14 protein-coding genes are annotated in these 16,499 nt (G+C 74.8%); 6 read left to right on the top strand and 8 right to left on the bottom strand.

The window, feature by feature from the left end:
• Positions 1-3 precede the first annotated feature (3 nt).
• Positions 4-885: a sulfotransferase gene (locus HS045_RS22205; RefSeq protein WP_196453357.1), complete on the bottom strand. Its 882-nt coding sequence runs from the start codon at positions 883-885 to the stop codon at positions 4-6.
• Positions 886-1,146: 261 nt separating this feature from the next.
• Between HS045_RS22205 and HS045_RS22200 the strand changes: the two genes are divergently transcribed.
• The 3 genes from HS045_RS22200 (at position 1,147) to HS045_RS22190 (ending at position 5,974) form a co-directional block, all read left to right on the top strand.
• A complete protein-coding gene (locus HS045_RS22200; protein ID WP_307827647.1) occupies positions 1,147-2,007 on the top strand; it encodes an LD-carboxypeptidase in 861 nt (286 codons plus the stop codon).
• A gap of 40 nt (positions 2,008-2,047) precedes the next feature.
• Positions 2,048-3,088 (top strand): hypothetical protein, encoded by a 1,041-nt coding sequence (locus HS045_RS22195; protein ID WP_307827646.1) that lies wholly within the window; start codon positions 2,048-2,050, stop codon positions 3,086-3,088.
• A gap of 291 nt (positions 3,089-3,379) precedes the next feature.
• Positions 3,380-5,974, top strand: coding sequence for an Hsp70 family protein (locus tag HS045_RS22190; RefSeq protein WP_196453356.1), 2,595 nt, complete (start codon positions 3,380-3,382; stop codon positions 5,972-5,974).
• Positions 5,975-6,140: 166 nt separating this feature from the next.
• Here the strand turns inward: HS045_RS22190 and HS045_RS22185 are convergent, their stop codons facing one another.
• Positions 6,141-6,875 (bottom strand): helix-turn-helix domain-containing protein, encoded by a 735-nt coding sequence (locus tag HS045_RS22185; RefSeq protein ID WP_196453783.1) that lies wholly within the window; start codon positions 6,873-6,875, stop codon positions 6,141-6,143.
• A 256-nt stretch (positions 6,876-7,131) separates the two neighbouring features.
• On the opposite strand from HS045_RS22185, the gene HS045_RS22180 reads away from it, so the two are divergent.
• Positions 7,132-7,803, top strand: a complete 672-nt coding sequence (locus HS045_RS22180; RefSeq protein ID WP_196453355.1) for a DUF4097 family beta strand repeat-containing protein — start codon at positions 7,132-7,134, stop codon at positions 7,801-7,803.
• Between the two features lie 99 nt (positions 7,804-7,902).
• On the top strand, positions 7,903-8,067 hold the full coding sequence (locus HS045_RS22175; protein ID WP_196453354.1) for a hypothetical protein: 165 nt from the start codon (positions 7,903-7,905) through the stop codon (positions 8,065-8,067).
• 149 nt (positions 8,068-8,216) lie between these two features.
• Here the strand turns inward: HS045_RS22175 and HS045_RS22170 are convergent, their stop codons facing one another.
• From HS045_RS22170 to HS045_RS22160, 3 genes are read right to left on the bottom strand one after another with little or no spacing between them, the layout of a single operon-like run.
• Positions 8,217-10,145, bottom strand: coding sequence for a dynamin family protein (locus tag HS045_RS22170; protein WP_196453353.1), 1,929 nt, complete (start codon positions 10,143-10,145; stop codon positions 8,217-8,219).
• A gap of 10 nt (positions 10,146-10,155) precedes the next feature.
• Positions 10,156-12,009, bottom strand: coding sequence for a dynamin family protein (locus HS045_RS22165; RefSeq protein WP_196453352.1), 1,854 nt, complete (start codon positions 12,007-12,009; stop codon positions 10,156-10,158).
• The gene (locus HS045_RS22160; protein WP_196453351.1) at positions 12,006-12,287 is read right to left on the bottom strand and encodes a hypothetical protein; all 282 of its coding nucleotides are present in this window, start codon (positions 12,285-12,287) and stop codon (positions 12,006-12,008) included. Before HS045_RS22160 ends, HS045_RS22165 begins: the two co-directional genes overlap by 4 nt.
• A gap of 200 nt (positions 12,288-12,487) precedes the next feature.
• Here HS045_RS22160 and HS045_RS22155 point away from each other — a divergent pair, with 200 nt between their 5' ends.
• The gene (locus tag HS045_RS22155) at positions 12,488-13,039 is read left to right on the top strand and encodes an RNA polymerase sigma factor (protein ID WP_196453350.1); all 552 of its coding nucleotides are present in this window, start codon (positions 12,488-12,490) and stop codon (positions 13,037-13,039) included.
• A 98-nt stretch (positions 13,040-13,137) separates the two neighbouring features.
• Here the strand turns inward: HS045_RS22155 and grpE are convergent, their stop codons facing one another.
• The 3 genes from grpE to HS045_RS22140 all read right to left on the bottom strand — a co-directional run bounded on the left by grpE (position 13,138) and on the right by HS045_RS22140 (position 16,491).
• Complete coding sequence (grpE, locus tag HS045_RS22150; RefSeq protein WP_196453349.1) at positions 13,138-14,142, bottom strand: nucleotide exchange factor GrpE; 1,005 nt, start codon at positions 14,140-14,142, stop codon at positions 13,138-13,140.
• 166 nt (positions 14,143-14,308) lie between these two features.
• Positions 14,309-14,554 (bottom strand): hypothetical protein, encoded by a 246-nt coding sequence (locus tag HS045_RS22145; RefSeq protein WP_196453348.1) that lies wholly within the window; start codon positions 14,552-14,554, stop codon positions 14,309-14,311.
• A 176-nt stretch (positions 14,555-14,730) separates the two neighbouring features.
• On the bottom strand, positions 14,731-16,491 hold the full coding sequence (locus HS045_RS22140) for a glycoside hydrolase family 15 protein (RefSeq protein ID WP_196453347.1): 1,761 nt from the start codon (positions 16,489-16,491) through the stop codon (positions 14,731-14,733).
• Between the last annotated feature and the right edge of the window lie 8 nt (positions 16,492-16,499).

Genomic DNA, 16,499 nt, shown 5'->3' with positions numbered 1-16,499 from the left:
CGGTCACCGGTAGCCCAGGCGGGCGAGTTCCTCGCGGGCGACCTTCTCCACCAGCTCGGCGTCCTCGGAGCGCAGGCGGGTGCGCCAGGCGCCGACCTGCGGGGCGTTCCGGCCGTACAGCGCGACCTTGGAGACGCGGGTCTCCAGGAAGCGGGAGAGGATCTCCACCGTCTCGCCGGGCGAGGCCGCCAGCTCCTCGTAGCGCAGGGTCAGCAGCTGCTCGCGGGGGAGTTCGCGGTGCAGCTCCGCGGCCAGGCGCACCGCCCCGCGCCAGCGCAGCGCGCACTTGCCCGCGGTGGGCATCGCCTTCCACCGGTCGATGTGCTCGGCGGACTTGACGCCGAGGAAGGGATTGGGGAACTCGGTGTCGTCGCTCACCCGGACCGGCTTGAACCACGACAGGGCGGCCGGGTCGGCCATCATGTCGGCGGCCACGTCCCGGCCGTCCCGGACCAGCTGGACGAACCGGGCGTCGGGGAAGGCCTGGAGCAGCACGGGCGCGCTGTAGACGAGGTCGGGACTGGCGTCGCCGAACCGGGCGACCGTCCCGGCGGTGGCGCACGGGCCCGCCCCGGTCACCCCGCCCGCCTCCCGGCAGACGTCCGGGCACTCGCGGCACGCCCCGGGGAGGATCTGCCAGGACTCGGCCATGGCGTCGCGGAGCACGCGGATGGCGCCCAGGCCCCGGCGGGCGATGGAGGGCCGCCGGGCGAAGGCGTGCACGACGTGGGTCACGGCGGCGCGGCCCATCGTGACGTGGAAGCCGGGCGAGCGTTTGAGGGCGCGGCCCAGCAGGTCCGCGCCGGAGTGCGGGGCGGCGAGCACGAACACCGGCCGACGGACCTTGATGCCGTTGACCACGAGGATGTGGGGCGGAGGTCGCATGTCTGACCCCAGTGTGGCACCGTTTGCGGAGTGAACGAACCGGCCACGCCCGGGCACGCCGGGACGGGTTCCGCCGCGGTCCCGGCCGCCCCGCGCCCGGGCGGCGCGGAGTCCTCCGCGGGGCTCTCCGCGGGGCCTCCCGCGGGGCTTTCCGCGGGGCCCTCCGCGGAGGCCCTCGCGGCGGCCTCCGTCCCGCGTCCGGGCGGTGCGAGGACCGCCGCCGTCCCGCCCCTCCTGCGGCCGGGGGACACGGTGGCCGTCGTGGCCCCGTCCGGGCCGGTCGACCCGGTACGGCTGGCCCGCGGCACGGCCGTGCTCGCCGGGCTGGGGCTGAAGGTCGTCACGGGCGCCCACGTGCTCGACCGCGACCGCTACCTGGCCGGGTCCGACGCGGCGCGGGCGGCCGACCTGCAGCGGGCCTGGTGCGATCCGGCGGTCGCCGCGGTGCTGTGCGCGCGGGGCGGCTACGGCGCGACGCGGATCCTGGACCTGCTCGACTGGGCGGCCATGCGCGCGGCCGGGCCCAAGACGCTGGTCGGCTCCAGCGACGTCACGGCCCTGCACCGGGCGCTGGAGGTCCGGCTGGGACTGGTCTCCTGGTTCGGCCCCATGCCGGCCGCGCCGTTGCTCGCCGATCCGGGCGGTCCCGAGCCCCGGAGCCTGGAGCGGCTGGCGGCGGCCCTGTTCGGCGGCGCGGAGTCCGTCACCGGGGATCGGGTGATCGCGCCCGGGAGCGCCGCGGGCCCGATCACCGGGGGGAACCTGTCGCTGCTGGCGGCGCTGTGCGGCACGCCGTACCGGCTGCGGGCCGAGGGGCGGATCGTCCTGCTGGAGGACGTGGGGGAGGCGCCGTACCGGATCGACCGGATGCTCACGCAGCTGCTGGGGACCGGGGCGCTGGACGGGGCGGCGGGGTTCGCGCTGGGTTCGTGGACGGGCTGCGGCGACCCTCATCCGGTCCTGCGGGAGCGGCTCGGAGGGCTCGGCGTGCCGGTGGTGGCGGGGCTCCCGGTCGGCCACGGAACACCGCAGCTCAGTGTGCCTATGGGGGCACTTGGTGGTATTGATGCTGAATCGTGCTCCCTGACCTGGTCGATCCGCTATCCCGACGGGGCACTCTAAGGAGACCAGAGAGAGGAAACCCGGCAGAGGGGACGCGCGCGTGAGGCTGAGGCTCTTCCGGATCCGGCGGCATCGCGGCCGGCGGGCCGGCCGGCAGGCGGGGCCGCCGCCGCGCCCGGTGGAGGACGTCGACCTCGACTCCCTGCTCGGCCTGGTCGCCGGCTCCCTCGGCTACAGCTGCTCCTTCGCCCCCGACGGCGGCACGCTGACCCTCTCCGGGACGCCGCAGGAGGCCTCGCCCGCGGCGCCGTCCGGGACGCCGGCGGGGACCCCCGCCGCGACGCCGCAGGAGACGCCGCCCGGTCCGCGCACCGTCACGGTGCGGCTGGCGGGGCTGCGCGCCGAGGCGGGACGCCACTCGCGCGAGGACTGGCCGACGCTCGTCTCCGAGCACCTGGCCCACACCCTGGCCACGCTGGACGAGCCGCTGGACGCCTGCGACCTCGCCCAGGTCCGCCCCCTGCTGCGCACCAGGATCCGGCTCGACGACGACCTGGGCGCGGCCCGCGTGGTCGGCCGCCACCTCGCCGCCGACCTGGTCGAGGTGCTCACGATCGGCTACGGGCCCGCGGGCCGGCCGGTCCGCCCGGAGGAGGTCGGCTGCTGGCCGATCACCCCCGCCCAGGCGCTGGAGCTGGCCGCCGACAACGCCCGCAAGGACGAGCGGCTCTCGGTGACCCGGGAGGACCTCGGCGGCGTCGCCGTCCGGCGGCTGACCGGCTCGACCGCGTGCGCCGCCACCCACCTGCGCCACCTGGACGACTACTTCCCCGTCCCCGCCGACGGGGCGCTGGTCGTCCTGCCGGACCCGGCGACGTTGGTCGTCCACCCGGTCGAGGGCCTGGACGTGGTGCGCGCGATCGAGCGGCTGCGCACGTTCGCCCAGCGGGAGTCCGAGCGCGCGGCCGACCCGCTGAGCCCGCAGGTCTACTGGTGGCACCGGGGCCGCCTCCGCCTGATCAGGGCCGACCTGGTCGACCAGGACGGGCAGACGCGGCTCGTGGTGGCGCCGCCGCAGGAGTTCGCCCGCGTCCTGGCCTCCCTGGCCGGGCGGCCCGGCGACGGGACCGACAGGGCCTGAGGACGGTTCGGGGACCGGTCGTGAGGGAACCTGAGGGGCGCGCCGGGGACCGGTGGAGGGGGATCCTGAGGGCCGCGCCGCGGACGGGCCGGAAAACCGGTGCGAACAGTGCGCTCCTCCGGCAAACCAAACGTCATGCGGCCACGACAAACCATAGGAAGATGATGTCCGGCCCGCCCCCGGCCCGATGGTCCTCTCGCCCGTCCTGGACCGTTCCCCACGCGTCCGCCGCGACCGGGCCGCGGCCGGCGGAGGCGGACCGATCGGGTCTGTGCTGACGAGGAGTGAGAAATGGCGCAGTGGTGCCTCGGTGTCGATCTCGGGACGAGTTTCTCCGCCGGGGTGATGGCCGCCGAAGGCCGCTTCGACGTCCTGGAGGTCGAGGGGGAGCGGCGCATCCCCTCCGCCGTCATGCTGGACGAGCGCGGGACGCTGGTGGCCGGCCGGATCGCCCAGCGGGGCATCGGCGTCAGCCCCGAGCGCGTCGAGCGCAACCCCAAGCGTTACGTGGGCCGGGGCCGGATGCTGCTCGGCGGGGTCCCGGTGGACGTCACCGACGCCATGGCGGCGCTGCTGGAGCTGTTCGTCAGCGAGGGCCGGCGCCGGTTCGACGGGGCGGACCCCGACTGCATCGCGCTGACCCACCCGGTGGCCTGGAGCGCCGAGCGCAAGGCGGTGCTGCTGGCGGCGGCCAAGAAGGTCGTGCGGGGCGTGCGGATCGCCTTCGTCGACGAGCCGGTCGCCTCGGCCCGCTACTTCGCCTCCTCCGGGCGGGTGCCGAGCGGCTCCTATCTGGCCGTCTACGACCTGGGCGGCGGCACGTTCGACGCGGCCGTGCTCACCGCCGACGGCAGCGACTTCAAGGTCGTGGGGGAGCCGGGCGGCAGCGACGAGATCGGCGGCGAGGGCTTCGACGAACAGGTCTTCGCCTTCTTCGGCACGCAGCTGGAGCGCATCGACCCCGAGTGGTGGACGCAGGTGACCACCAATCCCGAGCGCCGCTACGTCAGCTACGCCGCCGACCTGCTGAAGACGGCCAGGGAGGCGAAGGAGACCCTGTCGAAGTTCGAGACCTCCTCCCACTACGTGGTCGGCGTCAACGAGGACGTGCAGATCGACCGGACCGAGCTGGGCGGTCTCATCGGCGAGGAGATCACCAGGACGGCCGACATCCTGGAGGAGACGATCCGCGGTGCGGGGATCGGCCCGGACGAGCTGGCCGCGGTGTTCATGACCGGCGGAGGCAGCCGGATGCCCTCGGTCCAGCAGGCCGTGCGCGACCGCTTCGGGGACAAGGTGCGCACCTACGACGATCCGAAGATCGTCGTCGCGTACGGCGCCGCGCAGCTCGCCTGGAAGCTCAAGGTCGAACACCGCGAGCCCGGCCGGGCGACCGGCTCGCACTCGGCCGGCGGGACCCCGCTGCGGCCCGCCGGCCCGACCGGCGGACACCCCGTCCCCGGCGGCCCCGGCGGCCCCGGCGGCCCCGGCGGCCGGGTCCCCGCCGCGCCCGCCCCGGCCCCCGCCGCTCCCGGTCCGGCCGGGGGCCCGGCCGGCGGGCACCGGGCGTCCACCGGTCCGATGCACGTGCCCGCAGGGCACCGGGCGCCCTCCGCCGGAACGGGGAGCACCCCGGCGGTGGACGGGCCCTCGGTCGAGGGCGTCGAGAAGGTGATGGACCACGTGCTGGAGGCGCGGGCCGCGGGCGGCCGGGTCCTCGTCCACCAGGCGTTCGAGGGCGGCCACTTCCTGCGCAGGCTGGACGGCGTCGAGGGCCGCCACGACCGCGAGCTCCACTTCGGGCGGCTGGTGGAGTGGGCCGCCTCGGGGGAGGGTGTCGTCACGACGGAGCAGGTCGGACCGGCGCAGATCCTGGTGCGCGCGCTCACCCCCGAACTGGGCATCCGCTCCACCCATCCGCTGCAGACCTGGGGCGACCCCACCGTGCTGGCGCACGGCCGTACGGGGTGGGTGTTCTACCAGTCCCGGCAGACCGTCGCGGTCGACGCCGCGGTGGGCCTGCCGTGGGGGGAGACCGGGCAGCTGGCGATGATCGAGGTCGATCTGGGCGGTGGCGGCGGCTTCTTCCAGGAGCCCCAGCCGCGCGACCTGGGCCCCTACGCCCGGTGGTTCGTGAACGAGGACAACCGGGTGCGCCGGCTGATCGACCAGGACTCGCCCAGCGGCACCGATCCGGCGCTCTCGGTGGGGGCGCCCGGCTGCACCGTGGTCCTCGGGCAGTTCAGCAGCAACAAACCGCTGTTCGCCACCCGGCACCAGGACTTCCGGCCGTGGCAGGTGCTGTGCCTGGTCGACCCCGGCGGCGTGGTCCGGCCGACGGTGCGGGAGCCGGGCCGCAGCCGGCTGCACCAGGTCGTCCTGCACAACGGCAGGTGGTTCACGGCCAGTTCGGCGGGGCTGGAGGCGGACACCGCCGCCGGCCGGCCCGCGCTGGTCGCGCCGCGCCCGCCCACCGGAGCGCTGCGCTGGGTCCCGGCGGGCGGCAGCCTCTACGCGGTCGGCACGGACCAGGTGAGCCCCGCCAGGGGCTGGTCGGTGAGCGTCCTGGACGAGCGGTCCGGCACGCTGCGGTTCCTGATGGGCAAGAAGTCGGCGGCCCTGGCGGGCCACCTCACCTCCCGGTACCGCTGGGAGCGCCCGCGCCTGGTGGCCGACGGCGACTCCCTCTGGCTGACCATGCTCGACGCCGGCCGGAGCAGGCTCGTGCACGTCACCCCCGAGGGCGCGCGGGAGGTCCACCGCGCGGCGGGCACGTTCGAGCCGGTCGTCCGGGTCCCCACGGGCCTGCTCTGCCTGCACCGCCCCGCCGACGCGACCGGAGCCACCCGCGACCACCCCGCCACCCTGGTGCACCTGCCGCTGTGAGGCGCCGCCGGTACGGCCCCCGCCTCGGTCGCGACGGGGGCCGTGCCGCTTGCTTCGGAGGCGGACCGGTCTTGCCCCGGCAGACGGAGAACGAGCGGATCGCGCTCTGTCGTCGTGGTCGCGTTCGCCGTACCCGCGCTCGCCCTCACCGGGATCCGGACGGGGCTCAGACGTCGCGGTCCGGGGCCGTTCCGGGTTTCGTGTGGAGGATCTCCCGGGCCTGGTCCGCGGCGCGGGCGATGCTCTCGGAGACGAAGTCGACGAAGCGGGCGATGTTCTCCAGGCGGGCGGCGGCCGGGGTGTCGGGGCCCAGGACGTCCACGCCCTGGCGGGCGATCCGGCCGAGGTGGGCGGTGGATCGGGCGCCGGCCATCGTGGACTGGTACATGACGTCGTCGTCGACGACGTAGCGTTCGCGGCGGCGTTCGTCGCGTTCGCGGCGGATGAGGCCCTGGCCGTCGAGGAACGCGACCGCCTTGGAGACGGTCGCGGGGCTGACCTGGAGGTGTGCGGCGAGTTCGGCGGCGGTCAGGCTGCCGGTGTCGGTGGTGTAGAGGGCCGCCAGCATCCGGGCCGTCATCGCGGGCAGGCCCGTTTGCATGAAGACGGTGGTGAACGTCTCCTCGTAGGCGCGTACGGCTTCGGCGTCGCGTCCGTGGGCCTGCGGGGGCGTGCCGGGGGCCGGGGGCGGGCTCTTCCTGCGGCGGTGGGCGCGGTGCTGGCTGGCGCGGTGGGCGAGGTCGGCCCGGTAGGCGGCGGGGCCGCCGTTGCGCGTCACCTCGCGGGTGACGGTCGAGGTCGGCCGGTCGAGGCGTCGGGCGATCTCCGCGTAGGCCAGGCCGTCGGCCAGTCCCAGCGCGATCTGCCGGCGTTCCTGCTGGGTGAGTCTGCCGCCCGGCATCGGGATCTCCTTCATGAGCGTCTTCGCGGTCCGCACTGCCTGCACCATAGCGTTCACCTTCCATCGGTTGCAACGAAGTGCTTGAGATCATTGCGTTAGATTCAGAACCGTTGCACCAATTATCTGGTGTTTACCTGGAAAGATGACGCTTCAATGCAATATCGCTGTTGCCGATATCATGAAGGCAACGTAGCTTTTCCCTCGTCGGAAACAACACGCCGGCGACAGCACACGACCACAGGCCAAGGAGCACCCCATGCAGACGTTCACCACCCCCGCCCCCATCTCGACGGTCCTGCACATCCCCGCCGGATCCATCCGCCTCATCGCCGCCGACCGGACCGACACCACGGTCGAGATCCTGCCCGCCGACCCCGCCAGGAGCCGCGACGTCAAAACCGCCCAGCAGACCACCGTCACCTACGACGACGGCGTCCTGCGCATCCACACCCCCGACCCCGCGAACCGCCTCTTCGGCCCCTCCGGCTCCATCGAGGTCACCGTCCGGCTGCCCGCCGGCTCACGCATCGAGGCCACCGCCGCCGGCGCCGAACTGCGCGGCGTCGGACGCCTCGGCGACGTCTCCTTCACCGGCGCCCAGGCCACCGTCACGCTCGACGAGACCGCCGGCGCCCACCTGGACCTCCAGGCCGGCGACGTCTCGGTCGGCCGCCTGGGCGGCCCCGCCCGGATCAGCACCCGAAAGGGTGACCTGCGCATCACCGAGGCCGTGCACGGCACCGTCACGCTGCGCACCGAGCACGGCGACATCACCGTCGGCGCCGCCCGCGGAGCCTCCGCGTCCCTGGACGCCGGCACCACCTACGGCCGCATCCGCAACGCGCTGGCCAACACCGACGGCGCCGCCGCCGGCCTGACCATCCACGCGACCACCGCCTACGGCGACATCACCGCCCGCAGCCTGTAGCAAAAGCGCCCCGCAGAGCCCGCACCCTGGGCCCGCCGGGCGCAGCGGTCCCATCCCCTCCAGCTGAATCCCGCACCAGCCCTCAAGGAGCACGCCACCATGTCCACCACCCACCCCGCCCCGACCCGCCCGCACCTGCGCAAGACCCTCGACGGGATGACCGACTCCGGTTTCCTCGGCGTGACGCTGCGCGTGCACGACGAACACGGCCTCGGAGCACGCCGCCTCGTCCGTGTGCCGGATGGCCGTGACCTTCACCGGTGAGCGGCGGCGGATCGTCAGCGCCATCCAGGCCCAGGACTTCCGAAGACGTCCCGCAGCGCTGAACCGTCAAGCCGTAGAACCGACGGGCGACTCCTGCGCGGTGCGGCGCCCGCCGCTCCGTGGCACCGGGCGGCGGGACACGCGCCTTCTCAGGACGCGGCGGGGGGCGCGGTCTGTCCGGCGCCCAGCGCGGCCACCGCGGTCGCGAGCTCCCGGCGCAGCTCCTGGCCGCGCCTGGTCAGGGTCTCGATCGCGGTGATCCGGTCCTGACCGGACTCCCGTGCCCTGCGGCGGTCGGCGGCCGAGCGGGCGGAGGCGGCCTTCAGCTCGGCGCGCCGGCCCTCCAGCTCCTTGCGCCGCTTCACCAGGCTCTCGTCGGCGGCCTGCTCGACACCGACCCGCCAGGTCGCCACCATGCGCTCCAGGTCGAGCGTCATCTCCCGGGAGACCGCCGCGAACTGGTCGCGCAACGCCCCTCGGATCGCCGCCTGGTTGCGCTGCACCTTCTCCATCGACCGCCGCCCCATGAAGATGGCCGCCCCGATGGCCGGAGCGACCAGCAGGAAGCCGACCGGGCCGAGCAGGGTCGCGGCGAAGCCGCCCAGGGAGAGCCCGATCGAGGCCGACGGCAGCACGTCCCGGACCATGTCCACCTCGCCCGGGGCGTCCGCCGAGGCGTCCTTCCTGACCTGGACCTGGGAGAGGCCGGGCATGGCGTTCGGGTCGGCGGCGAACTCGACGGGGTCGAGGCCGAGGTCGCGGGCGAAGGCGTCGAGCGTCCGGCGGGCCAGGGTCTCCACGTCGTAGACGATCTGCGACCAGGCCGCCTCCAGCGAGCGCTGCACGCTCATCGGCAGCTCCGCCATGTACCGGTCGACCTGCTCCTGCTTCTTCAGCGTGGCGATCGCGTTCTCGTACGGCTGGCGGATCTCGGCCACCCGGGCCGCCACGATCCCCGCCACCTCGCGGCCGAGGAAGGTGTTGGCCACCGCACCCGCCCGGCGGCGGGCGGCCAGCTCGGTGAGGCCCTCCAGGTCGGCCTCGACCTGCGCGAGCCGGGCGGCCGCGTCGCCCTCGTCGTCCGAGCCCGCGGCCACGTCGTCCTGCGCCGTGGTCGACAGCGAGCCCAGCACCGACAGCGCGGCGGCCACCACGGTGGCGCCCCGCGCCGACTCCCTGCCCTCGGCGAAGGCGCGCAGGTGCCGCTCCAGCGCGTCCATGCCGCTGCGCGCCCGCAGCGCGTCCGCCCGCTCCAGGCGGCCCTCCCGCCGCTTGGCCTCGGCGGCCTCGGCGAGCTTGGCGCTCACCGGGATCCACGGGGCCGACAGCAGCGGGGTGAGGGTCACCGCACGGGCCGGGTCCTGCGCGACGGCCTCGGTGACGAAGGTCTTCAACCGGGCCTGGTTCTCCTCCATCAGGGTCCGCCAGTTGGCGGAGTCCTCCACCTTGGTCAGCACGAACGCGATCGCCTGCACCCGCTCGGCGGCCTCGGCGAGGAACTCCAGCTCGTGCCGGAGCACCGGCTGGTCCTGGGCGCTGAGCGTGAACAGCAGCGCGTCCGCCCGCTGGAGCATGGCCACGGTCACCTGCCGGTGCCCCACGGTGAGGCTGTCCACGCCCGGCGTGTCGAGCAGCCGCAGGCCGTCCAGGAGCGGGTTGTCCAGGGTGATGTCCACGCTGACGACGTCGCGCCGCTTGCCGGCGTCGCCGCGCATCGAGGCGTAGTCGGGGATGGACTCGACGCTGATCGGGAGCTGCACGGGCCCGGCGTCGGTGCTGCGGTGCACGACGGCGGTGAGCTGGGGGCCGCGCCGCAGGGACAGGAAGCAGTCGGTGGCGACGTCGGCGTCGACCGGGACCAGGTCGGGGTGGCCGACGAGCGTGTTGAGCAGGCGGCTCTTGCCCCGCTTCTGCGCTCCGGCGACCACGATGTCGGTGCATTCGTCCTTCCAGCGGGCGGCGCAGGCGGCCAGCACCTCCGCCAGGTCCTTCCTGCCGCACCGGCCCGCCAGCGCGTGGACCTCGTTGGCGTAGCGCAGCAGCCGCGCCACGGGGCCGTTCGGGTCGGGGGTCGTCATGATTCTCCTTTCACGCGCCGTGGTGGCGCGCCCAGATGTCCTCGTAGGCGTCGCAGATCCGCTCCGCGGCCCGGCGCTGCCGCAGGGTGAGCGGCCGGTGGGTCAGGACGCGGAACCGGGCGCCGAAGGCGGCGGCGTAGCCGGCGAGCTCGGCGGGCGGGCTGCCGGGCGGTGCGCCCAGCTGGACCGCGAGCTCGGTCCCGGTGAGCAGCAGCTCCAGCGCCCGCCGGTCGTCGGCCGGCACCGCCGGGCAGGCACGCAGGGTCTCGACCGCGGCGGCGTCCACCCGGACCGGGGGCAGCGGGGTCCCGCCTGCGGACCCGTTCCCGGTTCCGGCCTCGGCCTGGGCGTCCAGGGCCGCGATGACCAGGTCCTCCAGGACGGTCAGCACGTCCCGGGCCCGGTGCCCGGCGGTGCGTCCCTCGTTCATCATGGCCAGGGCGCGCCAGCGCGTCGACGCGGCGGTGGCGGCGGCGGCGACCTCCTCCGGCGGGGCCCCGGCGGGCAGGCCGAGCTGCTCGGCGGGGTCGTCGTGGCGGGCCAGGCGGAGCAGCTCGCCGGCCATCTCCTCGCCCAGCACCAGGGTGCCGCGGCCGAGCGCCTCGGCCGCGGCGAAGATGCGCAGGCCCGCCAGGGCGGCGGCGATCGGCCGGTTCTCGTCGAGCTGCGCGGCCAGCGCGTCCAGGGTGGCGCGGTCCGAGCCCAGCGCGGGCGTACGGGCGATCCCGCGGAGCCGGGTCAGAGCGTCGAGCGCCTTCAGCTGGTCGGCGCGGCGGGCGAAGTGGGCGATGCCCGCGGCCACCGAACCCGTCGCGGCGCGACCCGCGGAGGCGTACCCCGAGCGCTGCAGCAGCCAGGCGGTGAGCGTGGCGGGGTCGGCCGCCTCGGCCCGGCGCAGCGCGTCGGCCGCCGTGCGGATGCCGTAGCGGTGCAGCCGCTCCACCAGGCGGTGCCGTACGCCGGAGGGGACCGGCAGGTCGGGCGCGGTGCGGAAGTCGTCCAGGTCGAGGAGGTAGTCCTCCAGGTCGTCGGGGTCCAGGCCGGCCAGGTCCGACAGGGCCGCGAACTCCTCGGCGTCCAGCGGGCGGGCCCGCGCGGTCTCGGCCAGCAGACCGATCACCGGGACCACGTCGAAGACGGAGGTCCGCAGGTCGGCGTAGCCGCCGGCGGCCAGCCGGCGGGCGGTCGGCCAGGGGTCGTCCTCGTCGCCGCGCCGGTCGATCTGGCCCAGGACGGCGAGGGTGTTGACGCAGCTCAGCCCGCACGCGCCGGTCAGGCCGCGGAACTCGGCGAGGGTGGTGTCGTCGAATTTCTGGACGTAGCGCAGCACATAGATCATCGCCTGCGCGCGGTCGTCCTCCTCGCCGGAGCCGAACAGCATGCCGCGGGCGGCCCGCTCGTTGACGGCCGTCACCGTGTTCATGCCGGGGGTGTCGATGATGGTGACCGTGCGCAGCGAGGGCAGGTCCAGGGAGACGCGCAGGCGGCGGATCCGGGCCGTGTCCACCCCGAGGTCGGCGGGGAGCCGGTGACCGGGCAGCAGCCGGGAGCGGGCCGTGGTGCCGTCGGTCAGTTCGATCGTGATGAGCCCGTCGTCGGGACCGTACTCGTACTGGGTGACGACGAAGGTGCACTCGCCCGCGTCCACCGGGGCGACCGGCAGCCCCAGCAGTGCGTTGACCAGCGTGGACTTCCCGCTGCTCACCGCGCCCGCCACCGCGACCCGCAGCGGCGCGTCGAGGCCGGCGCGCACCTGCGCCACCCGCTCGCGCAACTCCGCCCCGGCGAGCCTGGCCGCAGTGGCGTCGCACAGCCGGCGCAGCAGGTCCGCGGGGGAGGCGGGGGAGGTGGGGGAGGCGGTCACACGTCACCGCCGAAGAGCGGATCCCAGCCGTCGGGGGAGTCGCCGTGGGGATCGCCGTGGGGATCGCCGTGGGGGTCGTCGTGGGGGGAGTGGCCGTCGGCGTCGGAGCCGTACGGGTCCCACGGGTCCTCCGGATCGGCCGCGCCGAACGGGCCGGGGCCGGAGGCGTCCGGGATCGGGCCGCCGTCGCCCGGCTCGAAGACGTCCGGCTCGAAGACGTCCGGCTCGGGCAGCAGGGACAGATCGGCCTCCTCCGACGAGAAGGTCTGCGCGAACATGTCGAGGGACTCCTCCTCGGTCGGCCCCGGGACCGTCCCGAAGAGGAGTCGACGCAGCTCAGCGAAGTCCTCCGGCTCGTTCCCCGATGATCCGGCTTCCGTATTGTTACGGTCCAATATCATGGCTCGCTACCTCATACCGGGACAATCATGCGACGTGCTGTCATGGGGTGTTTCCATCTCGTGAGAAAGCGTGACCGATGACGAGCGGGTCCCTGAGCAGGGTCGTCGAGGACGAAGGTCTTCTCCTGTCCGCGGCACGGGCGGGTGACGAGCACGCCTTCGCCGGGCTGTGGGCGACCGCGCAGCGCCAGGCCTTCGGGGTCTGCTACCACCTGACCGGCAACCGCGCCGACGCGCTGGACGCGCTGCAGGAGACGCAGCTGGCCGCGTGGAGGGGACTGGGCTCCTTCGCGGGCCGGGCGCCCTTCCGCGCCTGGGTCCTCGCGATCGCGCGCAACGCCGCCCACGCGGTGGTCCGGCGCCGGGCCGCTCCCGGCGGGACGCTCTTCTCCGAGGTGGAGGAGGAGACGGTGGTCACCGGGCCGTTCGAGGACACCGTGGCCGAGCTGACCGACCTGCGCCGGGCGCTGACCGCGCTGCCGGAGTCCCACCGCGAGGCGCTGCTGCTGTGGGCGGGCGGGCTCACCTACGAGCAGACGGCGGCCGCGCTCGCGGTGCCGCTCAACACCGTGCGGGTCTGGATCCATCGAGCCAGGAAGCGCCTGCAGGCCGAGCTCGCCGGAGAGTGAGGGGGCCGCCGGGAGCGCACGGCCCAGTGCGCGGGCGGGGAGTGCGCGGGCGGGGAGTGCACGGGCGGGGAGTGCACGGGCAGGGAGTGCACGGGCGCTCATCGCGGTGTTCCGTCCCCGGACGGCCCGTGGCGGTAGACGGCGACCTGCGGCACCCGGATGACGTGCTCGCCGTCGGCGTAGCCCCGCTTGACGGTCTCGGCGACGACGTCGTGCAGTTCCGGCCGCTCGGTCGGCTCGGTGCCGAACGCCTCGTGCAGGCGCGGGTCGAAGCGCCGCCCGTCCGCGACGATCTCCCGGACGCCGGCCCGGTTCAGCCCGTCCAGCAGCAGACCGGACAGCCGGGGGTGCCGCTCGTCGATCTGGTCCCGGCAGTCGATGCAGGCGTCGAGCAGCGCCTGCCGCCCCGGATGGCCGTCGGCGAACAGGCGCTCCACCCGCTGGGCGAGGGCCGGGCTGATCCCGCTCCGGGCGACCTCGGCCAGCGCGTCCGCCAGCGGGTCGGACGCCGCGGGGGAGGGGGCGGGTCCGGGTAGGGGGCCGGTCACGGGTCCGGGTCCGGTCACAGGTCCAGGTACGGGTCCGGTCACGGGTCCGGTCACGGGTGCGGAGGAGGGGCCGGGGCCGGGGCCGGACGTAGGGCTGATCACAGGGCCGGACGCGGCAGGGTTCGCCGGGAACGGAGGCGCCGGCACCCCCGGTCCGCTCCGCCCGGGCGCGGAGGCGGCGCTCCGGTCGCGCCGCCACAGGTAGAGCGCGGCGGCCACCGTGAGCAGGGCGCCGGCGGCCAGCGCGAGCAGCAGCGGCAGGGGAAGGGGCAGGCCGGTTCCGCTCAGCGGTCCCGCCTCCCCCACCTCCGTGGGGCCGTCGCCCTCCGCCCGGCCGGGCGCGCCCTCGCGGCCCGGAGGCTTCACCGGGGCGTCCACGTCCCGGCCGCCGCCGGAGGCCGGCGGCGGAGAGGCGATGGCCGCTCCGTCGGAACCCGCGGACACCCTGCCGAGACCCGTGGACCGCCCGTCGGAGCCGGACGCCACCGGGGCGCAGCCGGTCAGCGCCAGGAAGGCCGCGAGCAGCAGGGCGGGGAGCGCCCGTGCGTTTTTCATGATCACCTTTCGTCGGCGGCCCGGGGCGGCTCGGGGCGGCCCGGAGCCCGCCCGGACCCGGACCCGGGCCCGTGTCCGCCGGGAGGCGGGCGGGGCCCACGGGCGTGCTCCCGGGTCCGGGTCCTCCCGATGAGGTGAGGCTCCCGGGAGCCGGCCGGATCGGGGGTCAGGCCGAGAAGGGGCCCGAGGTCTCGGTGTAGTCGGACACGCCGTCGCCGTCGAGGTCGACGCGGGTCTCGTCGATGACGCCGTCGCCGTTGTGGTCGTAGTCGACGACGTCGGTGACGCCGTCGCCGTCGATGTCGTAACGCGCCTCGTCGGCGTAGCCGTCGCCGGTGGTGTCGATCAGCTCGGCGTCGGTGTGGCCGTCGCCGTCGCCGTCGATGAACTCGGTGGTGACGAAGTCGCTCATTGTCCCGATCCTCTCGTTGTGCCGTTCACCGGATGAGAGTCGGGTCCGCGGTGTTTTGTTACAGCGGGATCGGATGTTTTTCTGCGGGATCTCCGCAGCGGCTCGGCTGACCCCGCGGCCCCCGTCCTCGGTCGGCCGGTCCCGGTCCCGCCCGTGTCGGCGTGCGGGCCGCGGGGTCAGCCGAGCGCGCGGGCCACGTGGATCAGCGGGACGTGGCTGAAGGCCTGCGGGAAGTTGCCGACCAGGCGGCCGTAGCGGGGGTCGTACTCTTCGGCGAGCAGCCCGACGTCGTTGCGGAGGGACAGCAGCCGTTCGAACAGCTCGACCGCCTCGTCCCTGCGGCCCACCATCGCGCGGGCCTCGGCCAGCCAGAAGCTGCACGCCAGGAAGGCGCCCTCGCCGCCGGGCAGGCCGTCCACGTCGTTGTCCTTGGCCACCGGGTAGCGCAGCACGAACCCGTCCACCATCAGCTCGCGCTCGATGGCCTCGATGGTGCCGATCACGCGCGGGTCGGTCGCGGGCAGGAAGCCGACGATCGGGATGAGCAGCAGGGCGGCGTCCAGCTCGTGCGAGCCGTACGACTGCGTGAAGGTGTTGCGCGTGCGGTCGAAGGCCTTGGCGCAGATCTCGGCGTGGATGCGGTCGCGCAGCGCCTTCCACCGCTCCACCGGACCGATGCGGCCGAACTCCTCCACGGCTCTGATCACCCGGTCCAGCGCGACCCAGCACATCACCTTGGAGTGGGTGAAGTGGCGCCGGGGGCCGCGGACCTCCCACAACCCCTCGTCGGGCTCGTCCCAGTGGGCCTCCAAATAGTCGATCAGCTTCCGCTGGATGGTCCAGGCGCGGTTGTCCGGGGACAGGCCCGAGGCGCGGGCCAGGTAGAGGGAGTTCGAGACCTCGCCGTAGACGTCGAGCTGGAGCTGGTTGACCGCGCCGTTGCCGATGCGGACCGGCCGGGAGTCCTCGTAACCGGGCAGCCAGTCCAGCTCCGTCTCGGGCAGGCGGCGCTCCCCCGCCACGCCGTACATGATCTGCAGGTCCTCGGCGCGGCCCGCGATGGCGCGCAGCAGCCACGCGCGCCAGTCGGCGGCCTCCTGGAGGTAGCCCGAGCCGATGAGGGCGTCCAGGATCATGGTGGCGTCGCGCAGCCAGCAGTAGCGGTAGTCCCAGTTGCGGACGCCGCCCAGGTCCTCGGGGAGCGAGGTGGTGGGGGCCGCGACGATGCCCCCGGTGGGGGAGTAGGTCAGGGCCTTGAGCGTGATGAGCGAGCGGACCACGGCGTCCCGCCACGGGCCGGTGTGGGTGCACCGGTCCGCCCAGTCGGTCCACAGCGCCTCGGTCTCGGTCAGCTGCTCGAAGGGGTCGATCTCGGTCGGGCGCGGCTCGTGGGAGGGGTGCCAGGTGAAGACGAACGCCAGGCGCTCGCCCGCCGAGACGCGGAAGGAGCCGTGGTGGGCGTAGCCGCGGCTGTGCAGCGGCACCGGGGAGCGCAGCCAGACCGAGTCGGGGCCGCCGATGGCGTGGAGGTGCCCGTCGTGGCGGCGCACCCACGGCACGACCCGGCCGTAGTCGAAGCGGACGCGCAGCTCGGTGGACATCTCCACCGCGCCCGAGACGCCTTCGACGATCCGGACCACGTCGGGGTTGGCCTGCCGGGGAGGCATGAAGTCGATCACGCGGACCGTGCCGCCGGGCAGGTCCCACTCGCTCTCCAGCACCAGGGTGTCGCCCCGGTAGCGCCGCCGGGCGGCGGCGGGCCGCCCGGCGCCGGCCGGGCCGATCCACCACTGGCCGTGGTCGGCGTCGCCGAGCAGCGCGCCGAAGCACGACGGAGAGTCGAAGCGGGGCAGGCAGAGCCAGTCGATGGAGCCGTCCCGGCCGACGAGGGCGGCCGACTGCATGTCGCCGATGAGGGCGTAGTCCTCGATGCGCATGCATCCGA

The organism is Planomonospora sp. ID82291 (genome assembly GCF_015711645.1).
Classification (GTDB): domain Bacteria; phylum Actinomycetota; class Actinomycetes; order Streptosporangiales; family Streptosporangiaceae; genus Planomonospora.
Note: the sequence above shows the minus strand (reverse complement) of the source record. Positions and strands in the feature narration are given on the sequence as shown.

What these genes read in the sequence shown, in the direction of transcription:
- grpE (WP_196453349.1), bottom strand. Translation starts at nt 14,142, where the DNA reads ATGAAAAACGCACGGGCGCTCCCCGCCCTGCTGCTCGCGGCCTTCCTG.
- HS045_RS22185 (WP_196453783.1), bottom strand. Translation starts at nt 6,875, where the DNA reads ATGCCGGGCGGCAGACTCACCCAGCAGGAACGCCGGCAGATCGCGCTG.
- HS045_RS22160 (WP_196453351.1), bottom strand. Translation starts at nt 12,287, where the DNA reads ATGTTCGCGCAGACCTTCTCGTCGGAGGAGGCCGATCTGTCCCTGCTG.
- HS045_RS22145 (WP_196453348.1), bottom strand. Translation starts at nt 14,554, where the DNA reads ATGAGCGACTTCGTCACCACCGAGTTCATCGACGGCGACGGCGACGGC.
- HS045_RS22205 (WP_196453357.1), bottom strand. Translation starts at nt 885, where the DNA reads ATGCGACCTCCGCCCCACATCCTCGTGGTCAACGGCATCAAGGTCCGT.
- HS045_RS22175 (WP_196453354.1), top strand. Translation starts at nt 7,903, where the DNA reads ATGTCCACCACCCACCCCGCCCCGACCCGCCCGCACCTGCGCAAGACC.
- HS045_RS22170 (WP_196453353.1), bottom strand. Translation starts at nt 10,145, where the DNA reads ATGACGACCCCCGACCCGAACGGCCCCGTGGCGCGGCTGCTGCGCTAC.
- HS045_RS22190 (WP_196453356.1), top strand. Translation starts at nt 3,380, where the DNA reads ATGGCGCAGTGGTGCCTCGGTGTCGATCTCGGGACGAGTTTCTCCGCC.
- HS045_RS22155 (WP_196453350.1), top strand. Translation starts at nt 12,488, where the DNA reads ATGACGAGCGGGTCCCTGAGCAGGGTCGTCGAGGACGAAGGTCTTCTC.
- HS045_RS22180 (WP_196453355.1), top strand. Translation starts at nt 7,132, where the DNA reads ATGCAGACGTTCACCACCCCCGCCCCCATCTCGACGGTCCTGCACATC.
- HS045_RS22140 (WP_196453347.1), bottom strand. Translation starts at nt 16,491, where the DNA reads ATGCGCATCGAGGACTACGCCCTCATCGGCGACATGCAGTCGGCCGCC.